Here is a 16,065-nt window from a genome sequence, read left to right as displayed (position 1 = left end):
GATGTGAAAACATCAACCCTTTCATGTTTAAGTGCCCCGAACCGCTTTATCTCCGGGCCATGAATCTGGTACCACAAACCAGAATTGACCGTCCTCCGTTTGTGCATGTACAAATCGGTCTGAAGGCTTTTCAATGGGTCGAGATAAATCGTCCATACCAATCGCCCAGCATGGTTTGTGTAAATGATAAAGTGGCTTACCGATTAACTCCCATTGGCTCTGGTAGCACCAGTAACCACTAATCTGACTTGGATTTAGTTCATAACCCAAGCACTCGCTAGGAGTTGGCTCTGGAGTAAACGGATTAATATAGAGTCGTCCTTGCATCAATAGATGCTCTTGTGGGGCGTCGTTTAACGGAATTATTTTTTGAAATTCCGGGCGATCGCTCATTTTCAATTGATGAGTAAGCATTCTATTCAGTTTTGTATGCAGCTGGTCGTGAGCATTCGGACCATACCAAACGCCGTTATAAAGAAGATAAAACTTAATCGCCACTTCCCAGTGTTCTATTTGATTTGATTCTGTATTCCGCAACACCAAATCTATAGCACCAATGGTCTTACCTTCGATGTCGTTTAACTGAACCTCTTCCGCGATAACCTGATATCGTTCTGAACTAGAGAGAACTGCAGTGCATAAGTGCTGATATAAAAAGCCCAATCTTGGATTACCATTGTATTGCTCAGTGTTCTTTAAAGGCGTTACCGTAAGATCCTCTAAGGTTGCAAACGGAGGGCGTAACTTGAAAAGAGGAGGTGAAGTGGCGATCCATTGGTAAAAGCGTTGCAGTTGGTTCATCCGTATCCCTAAATGTATGGTGAGGCGACAAGCTTTGTTATTGTAACTAAATTTGCTTTTGAGGGTAGGGTGGCTAGCATCGATATTAGGGTTCGAGATACACTTTAAATACCTAAATGATATCAAGGTGCCAGATGTCAAAACGTTGTTGTATCAACTAGGTTGCACACTCTCGGTCTGATTTCATCGAGAGGTTATTTAGGTTTACATGCGCTAGAAATTGGAAGTAATAATGAATAACTTAAAGCTAGAACAGATTCTTAATGACAAACTGTCACCGCAGTTAATTAAAGATTACGCACCAAACGGGTTACAGGTAGAAGGGACGCCAGCCGTAAAGCGTATTATCACTGGCGTAACCGCCTCTCAAGCCTTAATCGATAAAGCGATTGAGCTTAATGCAGACGCATTGCTTGTTCATCATGGCTATTTTTGGAAAGGTGAGCCTGAGCCAATTCGTGGCATGAAAGGTAAACGAATTCGTAGCCTGATCAAAAATGATATCAACTTATATGGTTATCACCTTCCTCTAGATATTCATCCAGAGCTAGGCAACAACGCTGAATTAGCTCGCTTACTTGAAATCGAAGTAGAAGGTGGGCTTGAAGGGCACCCTCAGTCAGTTGCTATGTTTGGGCGCTTGAAAAAGCCGATGTCTGGTGTTGAATTTGCGAGTAAGATCAACCAAGTTCTTGAAAGAGAGCCTCTGCATATCGCTCCAGAGAATACTGATAAGATGATTGAGACAGTCGGCTGGTGTACTGGTGGAGGGCAGGATTTCATTGAACTTGCTGTACAGCACGGGCTGGATGCATTTATCTCTGGAGAAATTTCAGAGCGCACCACTTATACTGCTCGTGAAATGGACATTCATTACTTTGCTGCAGGTCATCATGCTACTGAGCGTTATGGTGTTCAGGCCTTAGGCAAATGGCTAGCGGATGAATATGGCCTACATGTGGAGTTTATCGATATTGATAATCCGGTTTAGCGTTCTCCATTAATAACGTTAAACGCAAAAAAGAAAAAAGGGTTGAGACGAAAATCTCAACCCTTTTGTTTGTCTATCTTCGTACTAAAAGATCATTCACGTTCGTGAAGTGGAGAAAACTCACGTTGTGTTTCGCCAGTGTATAGCTGACGAGGACGACCGATGCGGTTCAGTGGATCGCTGTGCATTTCGTTCCAGTGAGCAATCCAGCCGATGGTACGAGAAATCGCGAAGATAACCGTAAACATAGAAACTGGAATACCAATCGCTTTAAGAATGATACCTGAGTAGAAGTCTACGTTCGGGTACAGCTTCTTAGACACGAAGTACTCATCAGAAAGTGCAATGCGCTCAAGTTCCATTGCAACGTCTAGCAGAGGGTCTTGAATGTTTAGCTCTTTGAGAACTTCATGACACGTTTCGCGCATTACTGTCGCACGTGGGTCGTAGTTCTTGTAAACGCGGTGACCAAAGCCCATTAAGCGGAATGGGTCATCTTTGTCTTTCGCGCGGTCTACATATTCAGGGATGTTATCGACGCTGCCAATCTCTTCTAGCATTCTCAAGCAGGCTTCGTTTGCGCCACCGTGAGCAGGCCCCCAAAGGGATGCAATACCAGCGGCAATACATGCAAATGGGTTCGCACCAGAAGAGCCAGCTAGGCGAACAGTTGATGTCGACGCATTCTGTTCGTGATCCGCGTGTAGAGTGAAAATCTTATCCATCGCACGGGCAACCACAGGATTTACTTCATACTCTTCGCAAGGGTTTGCGAACATCATATGCAAGAAGTTCTCTGCGTAGCTAAGGTCGTTACGAGGGTAAATAAATGGCTGACCGATAGAGTATTTGTAACACATCGCCGCCAGTGTTGGCATTTTTGACAGCAGACGGTACGCTGCAATTTCGCGGTGTTCGTCGTTGTTAATGTCAAGAGAGTCGTGATAGAAGGCTGCAAGTGCTCCAACTACACCACACATTACCGCCATTGGATGAGCATCGCGTCGGAAGCCATGGAAAAAGCTTGCGATTTGCTCGTGTACCATTGTGTGACGAGTAACGGTCGTTTTGAATTGCTCGTATTGTTCTCGGGTAGGGGCTTCACCATAAAGAAGGATGTAACATACTTCTAAGTAATCTGCGTTATTGGCTAATTGATCAATCGGGAAACCGCGGTGCAAAAGAATACCTTTGCCGCCATCGATGTACGTGATTGATGATTCACAAGATGCAGTGGCAAGAAAACCTGGGTCAAAAGTAAAGTAACCATTGGCTCCCAGCTTACGAACGTCAATTACAGGTGTACCTAGCGTACCGTCCATAATTGGCAGTTCGATTGGCGCTTGACCTTCAACATGAAGGGTCGCTTTCTTATCCGCCATAACAATCTCCTTTGTTTATTATTTAATCCGTCCAGGATGTTTATGTGCCATTTTTGTACTGTTGTTAAAGCTTAAAGTCAATTTTTCTCCATCTTTGTGTGCACTTGTTATGATTTTTCTCATGAAAATCGTTAAAAATCTGTTCTATGTAGCATAATTTGTTACACCAATTGTATTAGAATGTTGCTCGCCGTATATTGGCAAAGAAAATTTTAGTTAAATCCTTATAAATTCGGGGCTAGAAACAAAGAGTGAGGTTTGTTGCTGGATTCCGTTTGTTAACAACTTGTTTACAATTATCTGAGTGGTTACTCGCGATATTTGTTAAATAGATGTTAACTTTTGTACGTTTGGAAGCTGAAATTGGTTATAACAATAAATGCTCAATGGAGCTGAGTGAGCAAGCCCGTGAAAGAAAGAAAGTCAAGACCTGTTAATTTAGATTTACAGACCATCCACTTTCCTATCACAGCAATCGCATCCATCCTACACCGTGTGTCTGGGGTAATTACGTTTGTTGCGGTGGGTATATTACTGTGGTTACTATCCATTTCTCTGTCATCCCCAATGGGTTTTATGGAAGCCGCTGACATCGTCGATAGCTTCTTCGTAAAATTCATCCTGTGGGGAATTCTTACTGCACTTGCCTACCACATCGCAGGTGGTATCCGTCACTTATTGATGGATCTAGGTCACTTTGAAGAACTAGATTCAGGCACGATGAGCGCTAAAGTCGCGTTTGGTGCAACAGCAGTATTATCATTATTGGCGGGGATCTTGGTATGGTAAAACACGTATCTTCATTTGGTCGTAATGGTGTACACGATTTCCTACTAATTCGTGCAACTGCAATCATTATGACGCTATACACGATTTATCTGATTAGCTTCTGTGCATTTTCAGATATCTCTTACGCATCTTGGACCCAATTCTTTGGTGGTACCTTCACTAAAGTATTCACCATGTTGGCACTTGTCTCGATCCTGATTCACGCTTGGGTTGGTTTGTGGCAAGTATTAACTGATTACATTAAGTGCGCGAAACTACGTGGCGCACTACAACTTGGTGTTATTGCCGTGCTATTCGGCTATGTCTTCTCTGGTCTATTTATTCTGTGGGGTGCGTAAGTGTCTATTCCAGTTCGTGAGTTTGATGCCGTAGTAATCGGCGCTGGTGGTGCAGGTATGCGCGCTGCACTACAAATTTCAGAGCAAGGCCTATCATGTGCTTTGTTGTCAAAAGTATTTCCAACACGTTCTCATACTGTGTCTGCACAGGGCGGCATTACCGTTGCTCTGGGTAACTCGCACAAAGACGATTGGCAATGGCACATGTACGATACCGTTAAAGGTTCCGACTACATCGGTGACCAGAACGCGATTGAATACATGTGTAAAAATGGTCCTGAGTCAGTTATCGAGCTTGAAAAAATGGGTCTTCCATTCTCTCGTTTTGATAACGGTACCATATACCAACGTCCATTCGGTGGCCAATCTAAAGAGTTTGGTGGTGAGCAGGCTGCTCGTACAGCCGCTGCTGCAGACCGTACTGGTCACGCACTTCTTCACACGCTTTACCAGCAAAACGTAAAACACAAAACAACCATCTTCTCGGAGTGGTACGCTTTGGATCTTGTGAAAAACCAAGACGGCGCAATCATGGGTTGTACTGCGATTTGTATGGAAACGGGTGAAATCTGTTACTTCAAATCGAAAGCAACCATTCTAGCTACAGGTGGTGCAGGTCGTATTTACGCATCGACCACTAACGCGCACATCAACACGGGTGATGGCGTTGGTATGGCACTTCGCGCAGGCGTTCCAATGCAAGACATGGAAATGTGGCAGTTCCACCCAACAGGTATTGCTGGCGCGGGTGTTCTAGTGACGGAAGGTTGTCGTGGTGAAGGTGGTTACCTTCTAAATAAAGATGGTGAACGCTTCATGGAGCGCTACGCACCAAACGCGAAAGACCTTGCTGGTCGTGACGTGGTTGCTCGTTCAATGATGATTGAAATTCGTGAAGGCCGCGGCTGTGATGGTCCTTGGGGTCCACATATCAAGTTGAAACTTGATCACCTTGGTAAAGAAGTACTTGAATCACGTCTACCAGGTATCTGTGAACTGTCTCGTACATTTGCACACGTTGACCCAGTGAAAGAGCCAATTCCAGTAATTCCAACTTGTCACTACATGATGGGTGGTGTACCTACTCAAGTCTCTGGCCAAGCAATTAAGCAGAAGGCCGACGGTAGCGAGATGGAAGTACAAGGCCTTTACGCATGTGGTGAGATTGCTTCTGTATCGGTACACGGTGCTAACCGTCTGGGCGGCAACTCATTACTAGACTTGGTCGTATTTGGTCGTGCTACTGGCTTGCACCTTGGCGAAACGCTAGCAGCGCAAGCAGAAGCTCGTCCTGCAACAGAATCTGATATTGAAGCGTCTCTAGCGCGTACTATGCGTTGGGAAAACAGCACTGGTGGTGAAGATCCAGTTCAGATTCGTAAAGACCTACAAGCATGCATGCAAAACAGCTTCTCGGTATTCCGTGAAGGCGATGCGATGGCAACCGGTCTAGAAGAGTTGAAAGTGATTCGCGAACGTTTGAAAGATGCGCATCTAGCGGACAAGTCTTCAGAGTTCAACACGCAGCGTATTGAGTGTCTAGAACTTGATAACCTGATGGAAACCGCGTTTTCAACTGCCGTTGCAGCAAACTACCGTACAGAGAGTCGTGGCGCACATGCTCGTTTCGATTTCCCTGAGCGTGATGATGAGAACTGGCTATGCCACTCTATCTACAATCCGGAAACAGAAGCGATGACTAAGCGTGATGTGAACATGACGCCAACGCATCGTGAAGCTTTCCCGCCGAAAGTACGTACATACTAAAGGGAGGATACGACTATGAAATTAAACTTCTCTTTATACCGTTACAATCCGGATGTGGATACCAAGCCTTACATGAAAGAGTATACCCTTGAGGTAGACGAAGGCTCAGACATGATGGTGCTTGATGCATTGATTCTGCTAAAAGAGCAAGATCCAAGCATCGCGTTCCGTCGCTCATGCCGTGAAGGGGTATGTGGTTCTGATGGTTTGAATATGAATGGTAAAAACGGCCTAGCGTGTATCACACCGTTATCTGCTCTACAAGGCGATAAGATAGTTATTCGTCCACTACCAGGGTTACCTGTCGTGCGCGATCTTATCGTTGACATGACGCAGTTCTATGATAACTATGCGAAAGTTAAACCATTCTTGATTGATGATGGTGCATTACCACCATCACGTGAGAACCTACAATCGCCTGATGATCGTGCGCATTTAGATGGATTGTACGAATGTATCATGTGTGCATGTTGTACAACGTCTTGCCCATCATTCTGGTGGAACCCTGATAAATTCATCGGCCCAGCTGGTCTTCTCGCAGCGTACCGTTGGCTAATTGATAGCCGCGATACGGCAACAGATGAACGTTTGTCTGATCTTGATGATGCATTTAGTGTTTTTCGTTGCCATGGCATCATGAATTGTGTAAGTGTTTGTCCTAAGGGATTAAATCCGACGAAAGCCATCGGTCACATTAAGTCGATGTTGGTTAATCGTTCGGTTTAATTTACTCGCTCTTAGGAATGTCGCAGTGTTGCGGATCACCCGATATGACCGCTTCACTGCTTCAGTAATATTCGAGTAAAGAATACAAAAATTGCCGACCGTATTTTTAGTCGGCTCTTATAGCTCGGCAAAGACCGAAGCAAACGTGAAAACTACTGGTTAAGGGAAAATATGCACAACGGCGTGATGAAGGCATGGCTCGAGTCTTCACACTTGGCTGGCGCCAATGCAACGTATGTAGAGGACCTCTACGAACTGTATCTAAGTGATCCCGATCTGGTAAGTGAGGAGTGGAAACGTGTTTTTGAAGGCTTGCCTAAGCCATCAGAAGAAGTGGCAGAACAACCACATTCACGTGTCCGTGACTACTTCCGACGACTCGCTAGAGAAACAAAGCATTACAATGTCCAAGTTAGTGACCCAGATGTCGATGCAAAACAAGTAAAAGTTCTACAGCTAATCAACGCATACCGTTTCCGCGGGCATGAAGCTGCAGAATTAGACCCACTAGGTCTATGGCAACGCCCAACAGTGGCGGAGTTAGACCCTGCTTTTCATAATCTTACCGAAGATGACTTCGAAGAAACTTTCAACGTAGGTTCTTTTGCTGTTGGGCAAGAAACCATGAAGTTGAAAGATATCTATGAAGCCCTCAACAAAACTTATTGCGGTTCCATCGGTGCTGAATACATGCACATGACTGACACAGAGCAAAAGCGTTGGATTCAGCAACGCCTTGAGTCTGTCGTAGGCCAGCCATCATTCAACAAAGATGAGAAGCGCACATTCCTAGAAGAGCTAACAGCCGCTGAAGGTTTGGAGCGTTACCTCGGGGCGAAATTCCCAGGTGCAAAACGTTTCTCTTTAGAAGGTGGTGATGCGCTGATTCCGATGACGAAAGAGTTGATCCGTCATGCGGGTACAAGTGGAATGCGTGAAGTGGTTATCGGTATGGCTCACCGCGGTCGTTTGAACATGCTGGTGAACGTACTTGGTAAGAAACCTCAAGACCTGTTTGATGAGTTCGCCGGTAAACACGACGAAACTTGGGGTACGGGTGATGTGAAATATCACCAAGGTTTCTCTGCTGATTTTGCGACTCCTGGCGGTGATGTTCACTTAGCACTTGCATTTAACCCGTCGCACCTAGAAATCGTAAACCCAGTAGTCATGGGCTCAGTTCGAGCACGTCAAGATCGCTTGGGTGATAATCAAGGTAGCAAAGTGCTTCCTATCACCATCCACGGTGATTCTGCAATCGCTGGTCAGGGTGTGGTTGCCGAAACGTTCAACATGTCTCTTGCTCGTGGGTTCCAAGTTGGTGGTACGGTACGTATCGTCATCAACAACCAAGTAGGCTTTACGACGTCTAATCCTCGTGACACGCGTTCTACGATGTACTGTACCGATATCGCGAAGATGGTGCAGGCGCCAATTTTCCATGTAAATGCAGATGACCCAGAAGCAGTTGCTTTTGTTACTCGCATTGCATTGGATTACCGTAACGAGTTCAAGCGCGATGTCGTGATCGATCTTGTATGTTACCGTCGCCACGGCCACAATGAGGCGGATGAGCCAAATGCGACTCAGCCTTTGATGTACCAGAAAATCAAAAAGCATCCTACACCACGCAAATTGTATGCAGATGTTCTGATCGATAAAAATGAATCAGATATCGAGACAGCGACTCAGTTAGTCAATGAGTATCGCGATGCATTAGATCGCGGTGAAGTGGTTGTTAAAGAATGGCGTCCAATGGCGTTGCACTCTGTAGACTGGTCCCCTTACTTAGGGCACGAATGGGATATGGAGTGGGATTCAAAATACGACAAGACACGCCTTATTGAGCTAGGCAATCGTCTGTGTCAGTACCCAGAAAGCCATAAACTGCAAAGCCGTGTTAATAAGCTATACAACGATCGTCTAGCAATGATGACCGGTGAAAAAGCCATTGACTGGGGTATGGCTGAAACATTGGCGTATGCTACATTGGTTGACGATGGCAAGCGTATTCGTCTTTCTGGTCAGGACTCGGGTCGTGGTACTTTCTTCCACCGTCACTCGGTTCTTCATAACCAAACCGATGCAAGCACTTACATTCCATTAGCGAATATTCATGACAACCAAGGGCCATTCCAAGTCTTTGACTCAGTATTGTCAGAAGAAGCTGTGTTGGCGTTTGAATACGGTTACGCAACAGCCGAACCAGGTGGTTTAACTATCTGGGAAGCACAGTTTGGTGATTTTGCCAACGGTGCACAAGTTGTTATCGACCAGTTTATCTCGTCAGGCGAGCAAAAGTGGGCGCGTTTGTGCGGTCTTACTATGCTTCTACCTCATGGTTATGAAGGTCAAGGCCCTGAGCACTCATCTGCACGTTTAGAGCGTTACCTTCAGCTTTGTGCTGAGCAAAATATGCAGGTTGTGGTTCCTTCAACACCGGCTCAGGTGTACCACATGATTCGTCGTCAGGTTGTACGCCCAATGCGTCGACCTCTCATTGTTATGTCGCCGAAATCTTTGCTGCGCCACCCTCTATGTACTTCAACGATTGAAGACTTGGCGGATGGTACATTCCAATCTGCAATTCCAGAAGTAGATGATTTAGAACCAAGCAAAGTGAAACGTGTCGTGTTCTGTGCTGGTAAGGTTTACTTTGACCTACTAGAGCAGCGCCGTAACAACGAGCAAGACGATGTTGCTATCGTGCGTATTGAACAGCTTTACCCATTCCCAATGGAAGAAGTACAAGCAGCAATTGCTCAATACACTAACGTTGAAGACTTCGTGTGGTGTCAGGAAGAACCTCAGAACCAAGGTGCTTGGTACTGTAGCCAACATAACTTCCGTGCCGCTATTCCTGCAGGTGCAAATCTTAAATACGCAGGTCGCCCAGCTTCTGCTTCGCCAGCAGTTGGCTACATGTCGGTGCACTTGAAACAACAAAAAGCGTTGGTTGAAGACGCTCTGAACGTGAACTCAAAAACTTCGAATTAAGAATTAGAAGTTAAAGGAAGAAACAGATATGACAATTGAAATTCTGGTTCCAGATTTACCTGAATCAGTTGCTGATGCAACCGTAGCGACATGGCACAAACAACCAGGCGACGCAGTAGAGCGTGACGAGGTTTTGGTTGACATCGAAACAGACAAAGTTGTGCTAGAAGTTCCAGCTCCGGAAGCTGGCGTTTTAGAAGCTATTGTTGAAGCAGAAGGTGCGACAGTACTTTCTAAACAAATCATTGCTAAATTGAAGCCAGGCGCAGTTGCAGGTGAACCAACTGCAGACAAAACAGAAGGTACTGAAGCATCTCCTGATAAGCGTCACAAAGCTGCGCTTAGCGAAGAAAGTAATGACGCATTAAGCCCAGCAGTGCGCCGTTTGTTGGCTGAACATGGCTTAGAAGCAAGCCAAGTGAAAGGCACTGGTGTTGGTGGTCGTATTACGCGTGAAGATATTGAAGCGCATCTTGCGAACGCTAAATCTGCGTCAAAAGAAGACTCGCCAGCAGTGGTTGACGTGCCGGCAGCGGCTCGCAGTCAGAAGCGTGTTCCAATGACTCGCCTTCGTAAGACAGTCGCTAACCGTCTGCTAGAAGCGAAGAACAACACGGCAATGCTAACGACGTTTAACGAAGTGAACATGAAACCAATCATGGACCTTCGTAAGCAGTACAAAGATCAGTTCGAAGAGCGTCACGGTATTCGTTTGGGCTTCATGTCTTTCTACGTGAAAGCAGTAACAGAAGCGCTTAAGCGTTACCCAGAAGTAAATGCTTCGATTGATGGCGATGACATTGTTTACCACAACTACTTCGACATTAGCATGGCGGTATCAACTCCACGTGGTCTAGTTACACCTGTCCTAAAAGACTGTGACAAGCTTGGTTTCGCTGATGTTGAAAAAGGCATCAAAGAGCTGGCTATTAAAGGTCGTGATGGCAAGCTAACGGTAGACGAGCTAATGGGCGGTAACTTCACTATCACAAACGGTGGTGTGTTCGGTTCACTAATGTCTACACCAATCATCAACCCACCTCAATCAGCGATTCTTGGTATGCATAAGATCCAAGAGCGTCCGATGGCAGTGGATGGCAAAGTTGAAATCTTGCCGATGATGTACCTAGCGTTATCTTACGATCACCGCCTAATTGACGGTCGTGAATCAGTTGGTTTCCTAGTAACGATTAAAGAGTTACTAGAGGACCCAGCACGTCTCCTATTAGACGTTTAATATCGCTAAAACGTCTAGTTATCGTAGGTAGCTAGACGTTAAAAATTTCAATGGCTAGACTAGCTCAACGTTTGGCCTTCATTTGAATCCTTCAGTATGAGAACTCATGATGAAGGATTGATTTGAGAAGACCCTACAGACGTACAAGCAGCCAAGACTGCAGCGTTATGGAAATAATAAATCCCTTAAGGGAAAAACAAACGGAATATCGAAATGAATTTGCATGAATACCAAGCCAAACAGCTGTTTGCAGAATTCGGTTTGCCTGTGCCAGAAGGCTACGCGTGTGATACACCACAAGAAGCTTTTGAAGCCGCAGGCCGTATTAGTACAGCCAAGAAAGTAGTTAAATGTCAGGTTCACGCTGGTGGCCGTGGTAAAGCGGGTGGCGTAGAGCTACACGATACAAAAGAAGGCGTTAAAGAGTTTGCACAGAAGTGGTTAGGTAAAAACCTAGTGACTTACCAAACTGACGCTAACGGTCAGCCAGTAACAAAAATCCTTGTTGAAGAAGCTTCAAATATTGCGAACGAACTATACCTAGGTGCGGTAGTTGACCGTGCTAGCCGTAAGATTGTTTTCATGGCTTCTACCGAAGGTGGTGTGGAAATTGAAAAAGTTGCGGAAGAAACGCCGGAACTCATCCACAAAGCAGCAATTGACCCACTAGTAGGTCCACAAGCTTACCAAGGTCGTGAGCTAGCGTTCAAACTTGGTCTTGAAGGCGACCAAATCAAACAATTCGTTAAGATCTTTATGGGTCTTGGCACTATGTTCTCTCAGTACGATCTTGCTCTGCTAGAGATCAACCCACTTGTGATTACTGGCGAAGGCAACTTGCTATGTCTTGACGGTAAGATCAACATCGACTCAAACGCACTGTATCGTCAGCCTAAGCTTCGTGAAATGCACGATCCTTCACAAGAAGATGAGCGTGAAGCACACGCAGCTCAGTGGGAGCTGAACTACGTAGCACTAGACGGTAACGTTGGCTGTATGGTTAACGGTGCAGGCCTAGCAATGGGTACGATGGATATCGTAAACCTACACGGCGGCAAACCAGCTAACTTCTTAGATGTAGGTGGCGGCGCGACGAAAGAGCGTGTTGCTGAAGCATTCAAGATCATCCTATCTGACGACAATGTGAAAGCGGTACTTGTTAACATCTTCGGTGGTATTGTACGTTGTGACATGATCGCAGAAGGTATTATCGGTGCGGTTAAAGAGGTAGGTGTAAGCGTACCTGTTGTTGTTCGTCTTGAAGGTACTAACGCTGACCTAGGTCGCGAAGTTCTTGCTAATTCTGATGTTGATATCATTGCTGCTGAGTCGCTAACTGACGCTGCTCAGAAAGTTGTTGCTGCTGCGGAGGCTAAATAATGTCTGTATTAATTAACAAAGACACTAAAGTAATCTGTCAGGGTTTCACTGGTGGTCAAGGTACTTTCCACTCAGAGCAAGCTATCGCATACGGTACGCAAATGGTTGGTGGTGTGTCTCCAGGTAAAGGCGGCCAAACTCACCTAGGTCTACCTGTATTCAACACAGTACGCGAAGCAGTAGAAGCGACTGGCGCAACAGCGACAGTCATCTACGTACCAGCACCTTTCTGTAAAGATGCAATCCTAGAAGCGATTGACGCGGGTATCGAGCTAATCGTAACGATTACTGAAGGTATCCCTACTACAGATATGATCGACGTAAAAGTGAAGCTAGAAGAAACTGGCGTTCGCATGATCGGTCCTAACTGTCCGGGTGTTATCACTCCTGATGAGTGTAAGATCGGTATCATGCCTGGTCACATTCACAAGAAAGGTAAAGTAGGTATCGTATCTCGTAGCGGTACTCTAACTTACGAAGCAGTCAAACAAACCACTGACGAAGGTTTCGGCCAGTCTACTTGTGTTGGTATCGGTGGTGACCCAATCCCGGGTTCAAACTTCATTGATATCCTAAAACTGTTCCAAGAAGACCCTGAGACAGAAGCGATCGTTATGATCGGTGAGATCGGTGGTACTGCAGAAGAAGAAGCAGCAGCATACATTAAAGAAAATGTAACGAAGCCAGTGGTTTCTTACATTGCTGGTGTAACTGCACCTCCTGGTAAGCGTATGGGCCATGCTGGTGCGATTATCTCTGGTGGTAAAGGTACTGCTGAAGACAAATTTGCTGCACTAGAAGCGGCTGGCGTTAAAACTGTGAAATCTCTAGCAGAGATTGGCCAAGGTCTACGTGAAGTGACGGGTTGGTAATCGACCACACTACTTAATAAGTATTAAAAAGCCTGCGATTTCGCAGGCTTTTCTTTTTCCGTTTCCGTGGATTTATGTTTGTTGTTAGCAAGGTTTTTCGCGTTTAATACTCAATGCGATTATGCTTTGCTTTTAATTAGCTGGCTCAGCATAAATAAGGATGTTGCGCTGATCACTACGGAAGGGCCGGCCGGTGTATCGAAGTGCCATGATAGGCTAAGCCCCATCAGTACTGCCACAGAGCCAATAATGGATGCGAACAATGCCATTTGCTCTGGTGATGAAGAGACTTTACGTGCTGTTGCGGCTGGGATAATTAGGAGCGAAGTCATGATTAACGCGCCAACGAACTTCATACCTACTGCTATTACTACACCCACCATTAGCATTAACACCAATCTAACTAAGTCTGTATTCACGCCCTCAACAGCGGCAAGTTCTTCACTGACAGTGCTAGAAAGCAGTGGGCGCCAGAAGACGTACAAACACGCGCTTACCGCAACAACACCTGCGTAAATAAACATCAGATCTTGTGGAGAGACGGCAAGTAAGTCCCCAAATAGGTAGCTCATTAAATCGACGCGCACGTTTTCCAAAAAGCTAACCGATACTAAACCGATAGAGAGTGCACTGTGTGCCAAGATACCTAACAACGTGTCTGTAGCCACAAGTTGTTGCTTTTGCAGAGTGACAAGCAAAACGGCCAGAGCTAAACAGCAGACGAGTAGCGCAAGGTAGAGATTTACGTTGAGCAAGAAGCCCAGCGCTAGGCCCATTAACGATGCATGAGCTAGGGTATCTCCGAAGTAAGCCATTTTACGCCAAACGACAAATGACCCAAGTGGACCGGCAATGATCGCGATACCAATACCAGCAAGAATAGAAGGTAGGAGAAACTCAATCATGATGGTGATGTCCGTGTTTATGGTGGGAGCATGATGTCGCATCACCGCTTACTGGCGTTCCGGATAAATCGTGATGATGGTGCTCATGGTCGTGATGATAAAACGCGAGAGATTCTCTCGCTGCATTGCCAAATAGCGCGATGTAAGAAGGGTGCTGAGTAATAGTGGCAGGTGAACCTGAGCAGCAAACATGGTGATGCAGACAAATAACATCGTCCGTTTTCGCCATCACTAAATGTAAGTCATGCGATACCATAAATACGCCACAATCAAAGCGGTGACGAATGCTCTCAATTAAGTCATAGAGATCGATTTGACCTTGGATATCCACCCCCTGAGCTGGTTCGTCTAATACTAATAGCTGAGGACGCTGAAGCAGAGCGCGCGCCAGTAACACTCGTTGGTTTTCACCACCGGATAAGCGATGCATATTACTATTAAGTAAATGTTCAGCGCCAACAAGCCTTAATGCATCAATGCACTCCTGCTTACTGTATTTTCCTGCTAAATTTAGGAAGCGGGTTACATTCAATGGAAGGGAGTCATTGAGCTTCAACTTTTGAGGAACGTAACCAATTTTCAGTTTTCTTTGTCGGTTCAACTTGCCGCTAGTCGGCTTTTGAAGACCTAAGATAACTTTGACTAACGTTGATTTTCCCGCTCCATTGGGACCAATTAGGGTAGTTATTTTGCCCTTTTCTAATTCCATACTAATGTTATCGAGAACTCTGCGGCCATCGAACTCGACGCATAACTGCTCAAGATGGACTAAGGAAGACATGAATGAAACTCATTTGCAAATCAATAATGTTATAATGTAACATTATCTCACTTTCCACGCCATATCCCAAGTAAAACTATGAAAAGAGCATTAATTCTTGCTGCCTCAGCAATGTTAACACTGCCAGCACAGGCGGTAACGGTACTGACGAGTATCAAACCTATTCAGCTGTTAGTAACAGAGCTTACTCAAGGAGTAACTTCACCAGACGTGCTATTGCAGTCTAACACATCACCCCATGACTATGCTTTGCGTCCATCGGATGTTAAAAAGGTCGCTTCGGCTGATTTGGTTATCTGGTACGGACATGATCTTGAACCGTTTCTAGAGAAAGTTGTTTCGGATAGATCGAATACTTTGACTATTAGTCAAATTCCAAATCTAGAATTGCGTGAATTTGATAGTGAGCACAACCATGACCATGATGGGCACGATCATGGCTCACATGATCCGCACTTTTGGCTAGGTGTAAGCCAAGCACAACAAGTGGCCAAGGCTGTTGTGAATCAACTTGTATCACTTGATCCGGAAAATGCAGCTCAATATCAAGCGAACCTCAAAAAGTTTGAACTCGAGCTAAAAGACACTGACCAACAGATAAAGCAGAAGCTGGCACCAGTAAAAAACAAAGGTTACTTTGTATTCCATGATGCTTACGGTTATTTCGAAGATCGTTATGAACTAAATCAAATGGGGCATTTTACTGTGAGCCCAGAACGCAAGCCAGGAGCGAAGACCTTAATTCAAATTCGTCAAAAGCTAAGTGGTGGAGATGTGGCTTGTGTATTTTCTGAACCTCAGTTTACCCCGGCTGTCGTTCAGAGCGTAATGAGAGGCAATGATGTCGCTAAAGGCGAGCTTGACCCGTTAGGGAGTACAATTGAAGCAAAACCTGGCAGTTACTTTACTTTTCTCAACAATATGGCGAATAGTTTTGAGCAATGCTTGAACAAAAAGTCAGATTAAGTGCTGTCGTAATGTAGGAGTAGTCTTTTTAACGTGATCCAGTAGTAAGAATTACAACCTTTGGTAAGGCGAGCCTTTTCTCAGAAAGTAATTGAGATATCATTACCAATAATTATCAGCTCAAAATAACCGT

The 16,065-nt window shown here is 45.3% G+C and carries 14 protein-coding genes; 10 read left to right on the top strand and 4 right to left on the bottom strand.

What is annotated here, in order from left to right:
- Nucleotides 1-27: 27 nt before the first annotated feature.
- A complete protein-coding gene (locus tag R7P35_RS12505; RefSeq protein ID WP_025766985.1) occupies nucleotides 28-801 on the bottom strand; it encodes a DUF1853 family protein in 774 nt (257 codons plus the stop codon).
- 232 nt (nucleotides 802-1,033) lie between these two features.
- Between R7P35_RS12505 and R7P35_RS12500 the strand changes: the two genes are divergently transcribed.
- Nucleotides 1,034-1,792 (top strand): Nif3-like dinuclear metal center hexameric protein, encoded by a 759-nt coding sequence (locus R7P35_RS12500; RefSeq protein ID WP_025766984.1) that lies wholly within the window; start codon nucleotides 1,034-1,036, stop codon nucleotides 1,790-1,792.
- A 92-nt stretch (nucleotides 1,793-1,884) separates the two neighbouring features.
- Here the strand turns inward: R7P35_RS12500 and R7P35_RS12495 are convergent, their stop codons facing one another.
- Entirely contained in the window at nucleotides 1,885-3,174 is a 1,290-nt protein-coding gene (locus tag R7P35_RS12495) for a citrate synthase (protein ID WP_005382163.1), read from the bottom strand.
- Between the two features lie 396 nt (nucleotides 3,175-3,570).
- Here R7P35_RS12495 and sdhC point away from each other — a divergent pair, with 396 nt between their 5' ends.
- From sdhC to sucD, 8 genes are all read left to right on the top strand, one after another.
- Nucleotides 3,571-3,963: a succinate dehydrogenase cytochrome b556 subunit gene (gene sdhC, locus R7P35_RS12490; RefSeq protein WP_017634811.1), complete on the top strand. Its 393-nt coding sequence runs from the start codon at nucleotides 3,571-3,573 to the stop codon at nucleotides 3,961-3,963.
- Nucleotides 3,957-4,301: a succinate dehydrogenase, hydrophobic membrane anchor protein gene (gene sdhD / locus R7P35_RS12485; protein WP_005382169.1), complete on the top strand. Its 345-nt coding sequence runs from the start codon at nucleotides 3,957-3,959 to the stop codon at nucleotides 4,299-4,301. Before sdhC ends, sdhD begins: the two co-directional genes overlap by 7 nt.
- A complete protein-coding gene (sdhA, locus tag R7P35_RS12480; RefSeq protein ID WP_005382172.1) occupies nucleotides 4,302-6,068 on the top strand; it encodes a succinate dehydrogenase flavoprotein subunit in 1,767 nt (588 codons plus the stop codon).
- Between the two features lie 15 nt (nucleotides 6,069-6,083).
- Nucleotides 6,084-6,794, top strand: coding sequence for a succinate dehydrogenase iron-sulfur subunit (locus tag R7P35_RS12475; protein WP_005382174.1), 711 nt, complete (start codon nucleotides 6,084-6,086; stop codon nucleotides 6,792-6,794).
- Between the two features lie 171 nt (nucleotides 6,795-6,965).
- A complete protein-coding gene (gene sucA, locus R7P35_RS12470) occupies nucleotides 6,966-9,791 on the top strand; it encodes a 2-oxoglutarate dehydrogenase E1 component (protein ID WP_005382176.1) in 2,826 nt (941 codons plus the stop codon).
- A 28-nt stretch (nucleotides 9,792-9,819) separates the two neighbouring features.
- Nucleotides 9,820-11,028: a 2-oxoglutarate dehydrogenase complex dihydrolipoyllysine-residue succinyltransferase gene (gene odhB, locus R7P35_RS12465; protein WP_005382177.1), complete on the top strand. Its 1,209-nt coding sequence runs from the start codon at nucleotides 9,820-9,822 to the stop codon at nucleotides 11,026-11,028.
- Nucleotides 11,029-11,241: 213 nt separating this feature from the next.
- Nucleotides 11,242-12,408: an ADP-forming succinate--CoA ligase subunit beta gene (gene sucC / locus R7P35_RS12460; protein ID WP_005382179.1), complete on the top strand. Its 1,167-nt coding sequence runs from the start codon at nucleotides 11,242-11,244 to the stop codon at nucleotides 12,406-12,408.
- On the top strand, nucleotides 12,408-13,280 hold the full coding sequence (sucD, locus tag R7P35_RS12455; RefSeq protein ID WP_005382181.1) for a succinate--CoA ligase subunit alpha: 873 nt from the start codon (nucleotides 12,408-12,410) through the stop codon (nucleotides 13,278-13,280). Before sucC ends, sucD begins: the two co-directional genes overlap by 1 nt.
- A 119-nt stretch (nucleotides 13,281-13,399) precedes the next feature.
- On the opposite strand, the gene znuB is transcribed toward sucD, so the two are convergent.
- Both znuB and znuC read right to left on the bottom strand, forming a co-directional pair.
- Nucleotides 13,400-14,185, bottom strand: coding sequence for a zinc ABC transporter permease subunit ZnuB (gene znuB / locus R7P35_RS12450; RefSeq protein ID WP_005382183.1), 786 nt, complete (start codon nucleotides 14,183-14,185; stop codon nucleotides 13,400-13,402).
- A complete protein-coding gene (gene znuC / locus R7P35_RS12445; RefSeq protein WP_005382185.1) occupies nucleotides 14,178-14,966 on the bottom strand; it encodes a zinc ABC transporter ATP-binding protein ZnuC in 789 nt (262 codons plus the stop codon). Before znuC ends, znuB begins: the two co-directional genes overlap by 8 nt.
- 78 nt (nucleotides 14,967-15,044) lie before the next feature.
- On the opposite strand from znuC, the gene znuA reads away from it, so the two are divergent.
- Nucleotides 15,045-15,932, top strand: coding sequence for a zinc ABC transporter substrate-binding protein ZnuA (gene znuA, locus R7P35_RS12440; protein ID WP_025766983.1), 888 nt, complete (start codon nucleotides 15,045-15,047; stop codon nucleotides 15,930-15,932).
- Nucleotides 15,933-16,065: the final 133 nt, after the last annotated feature.

It is taken from the genome of Vibrio sp. Vb0304 (assembly GCF_033338995.1).
Lineage (GTDB): Bacteria > Pseudomonadota > Gammaproteobacteria > Enterobacterales > Vibrionaceae > Vibrio > Vibrio alginolyticus.
Note: the sequence above shows the minus strand (reverse complement) of the source record. Positions and strands in the feature narration are given on the sequence as shown.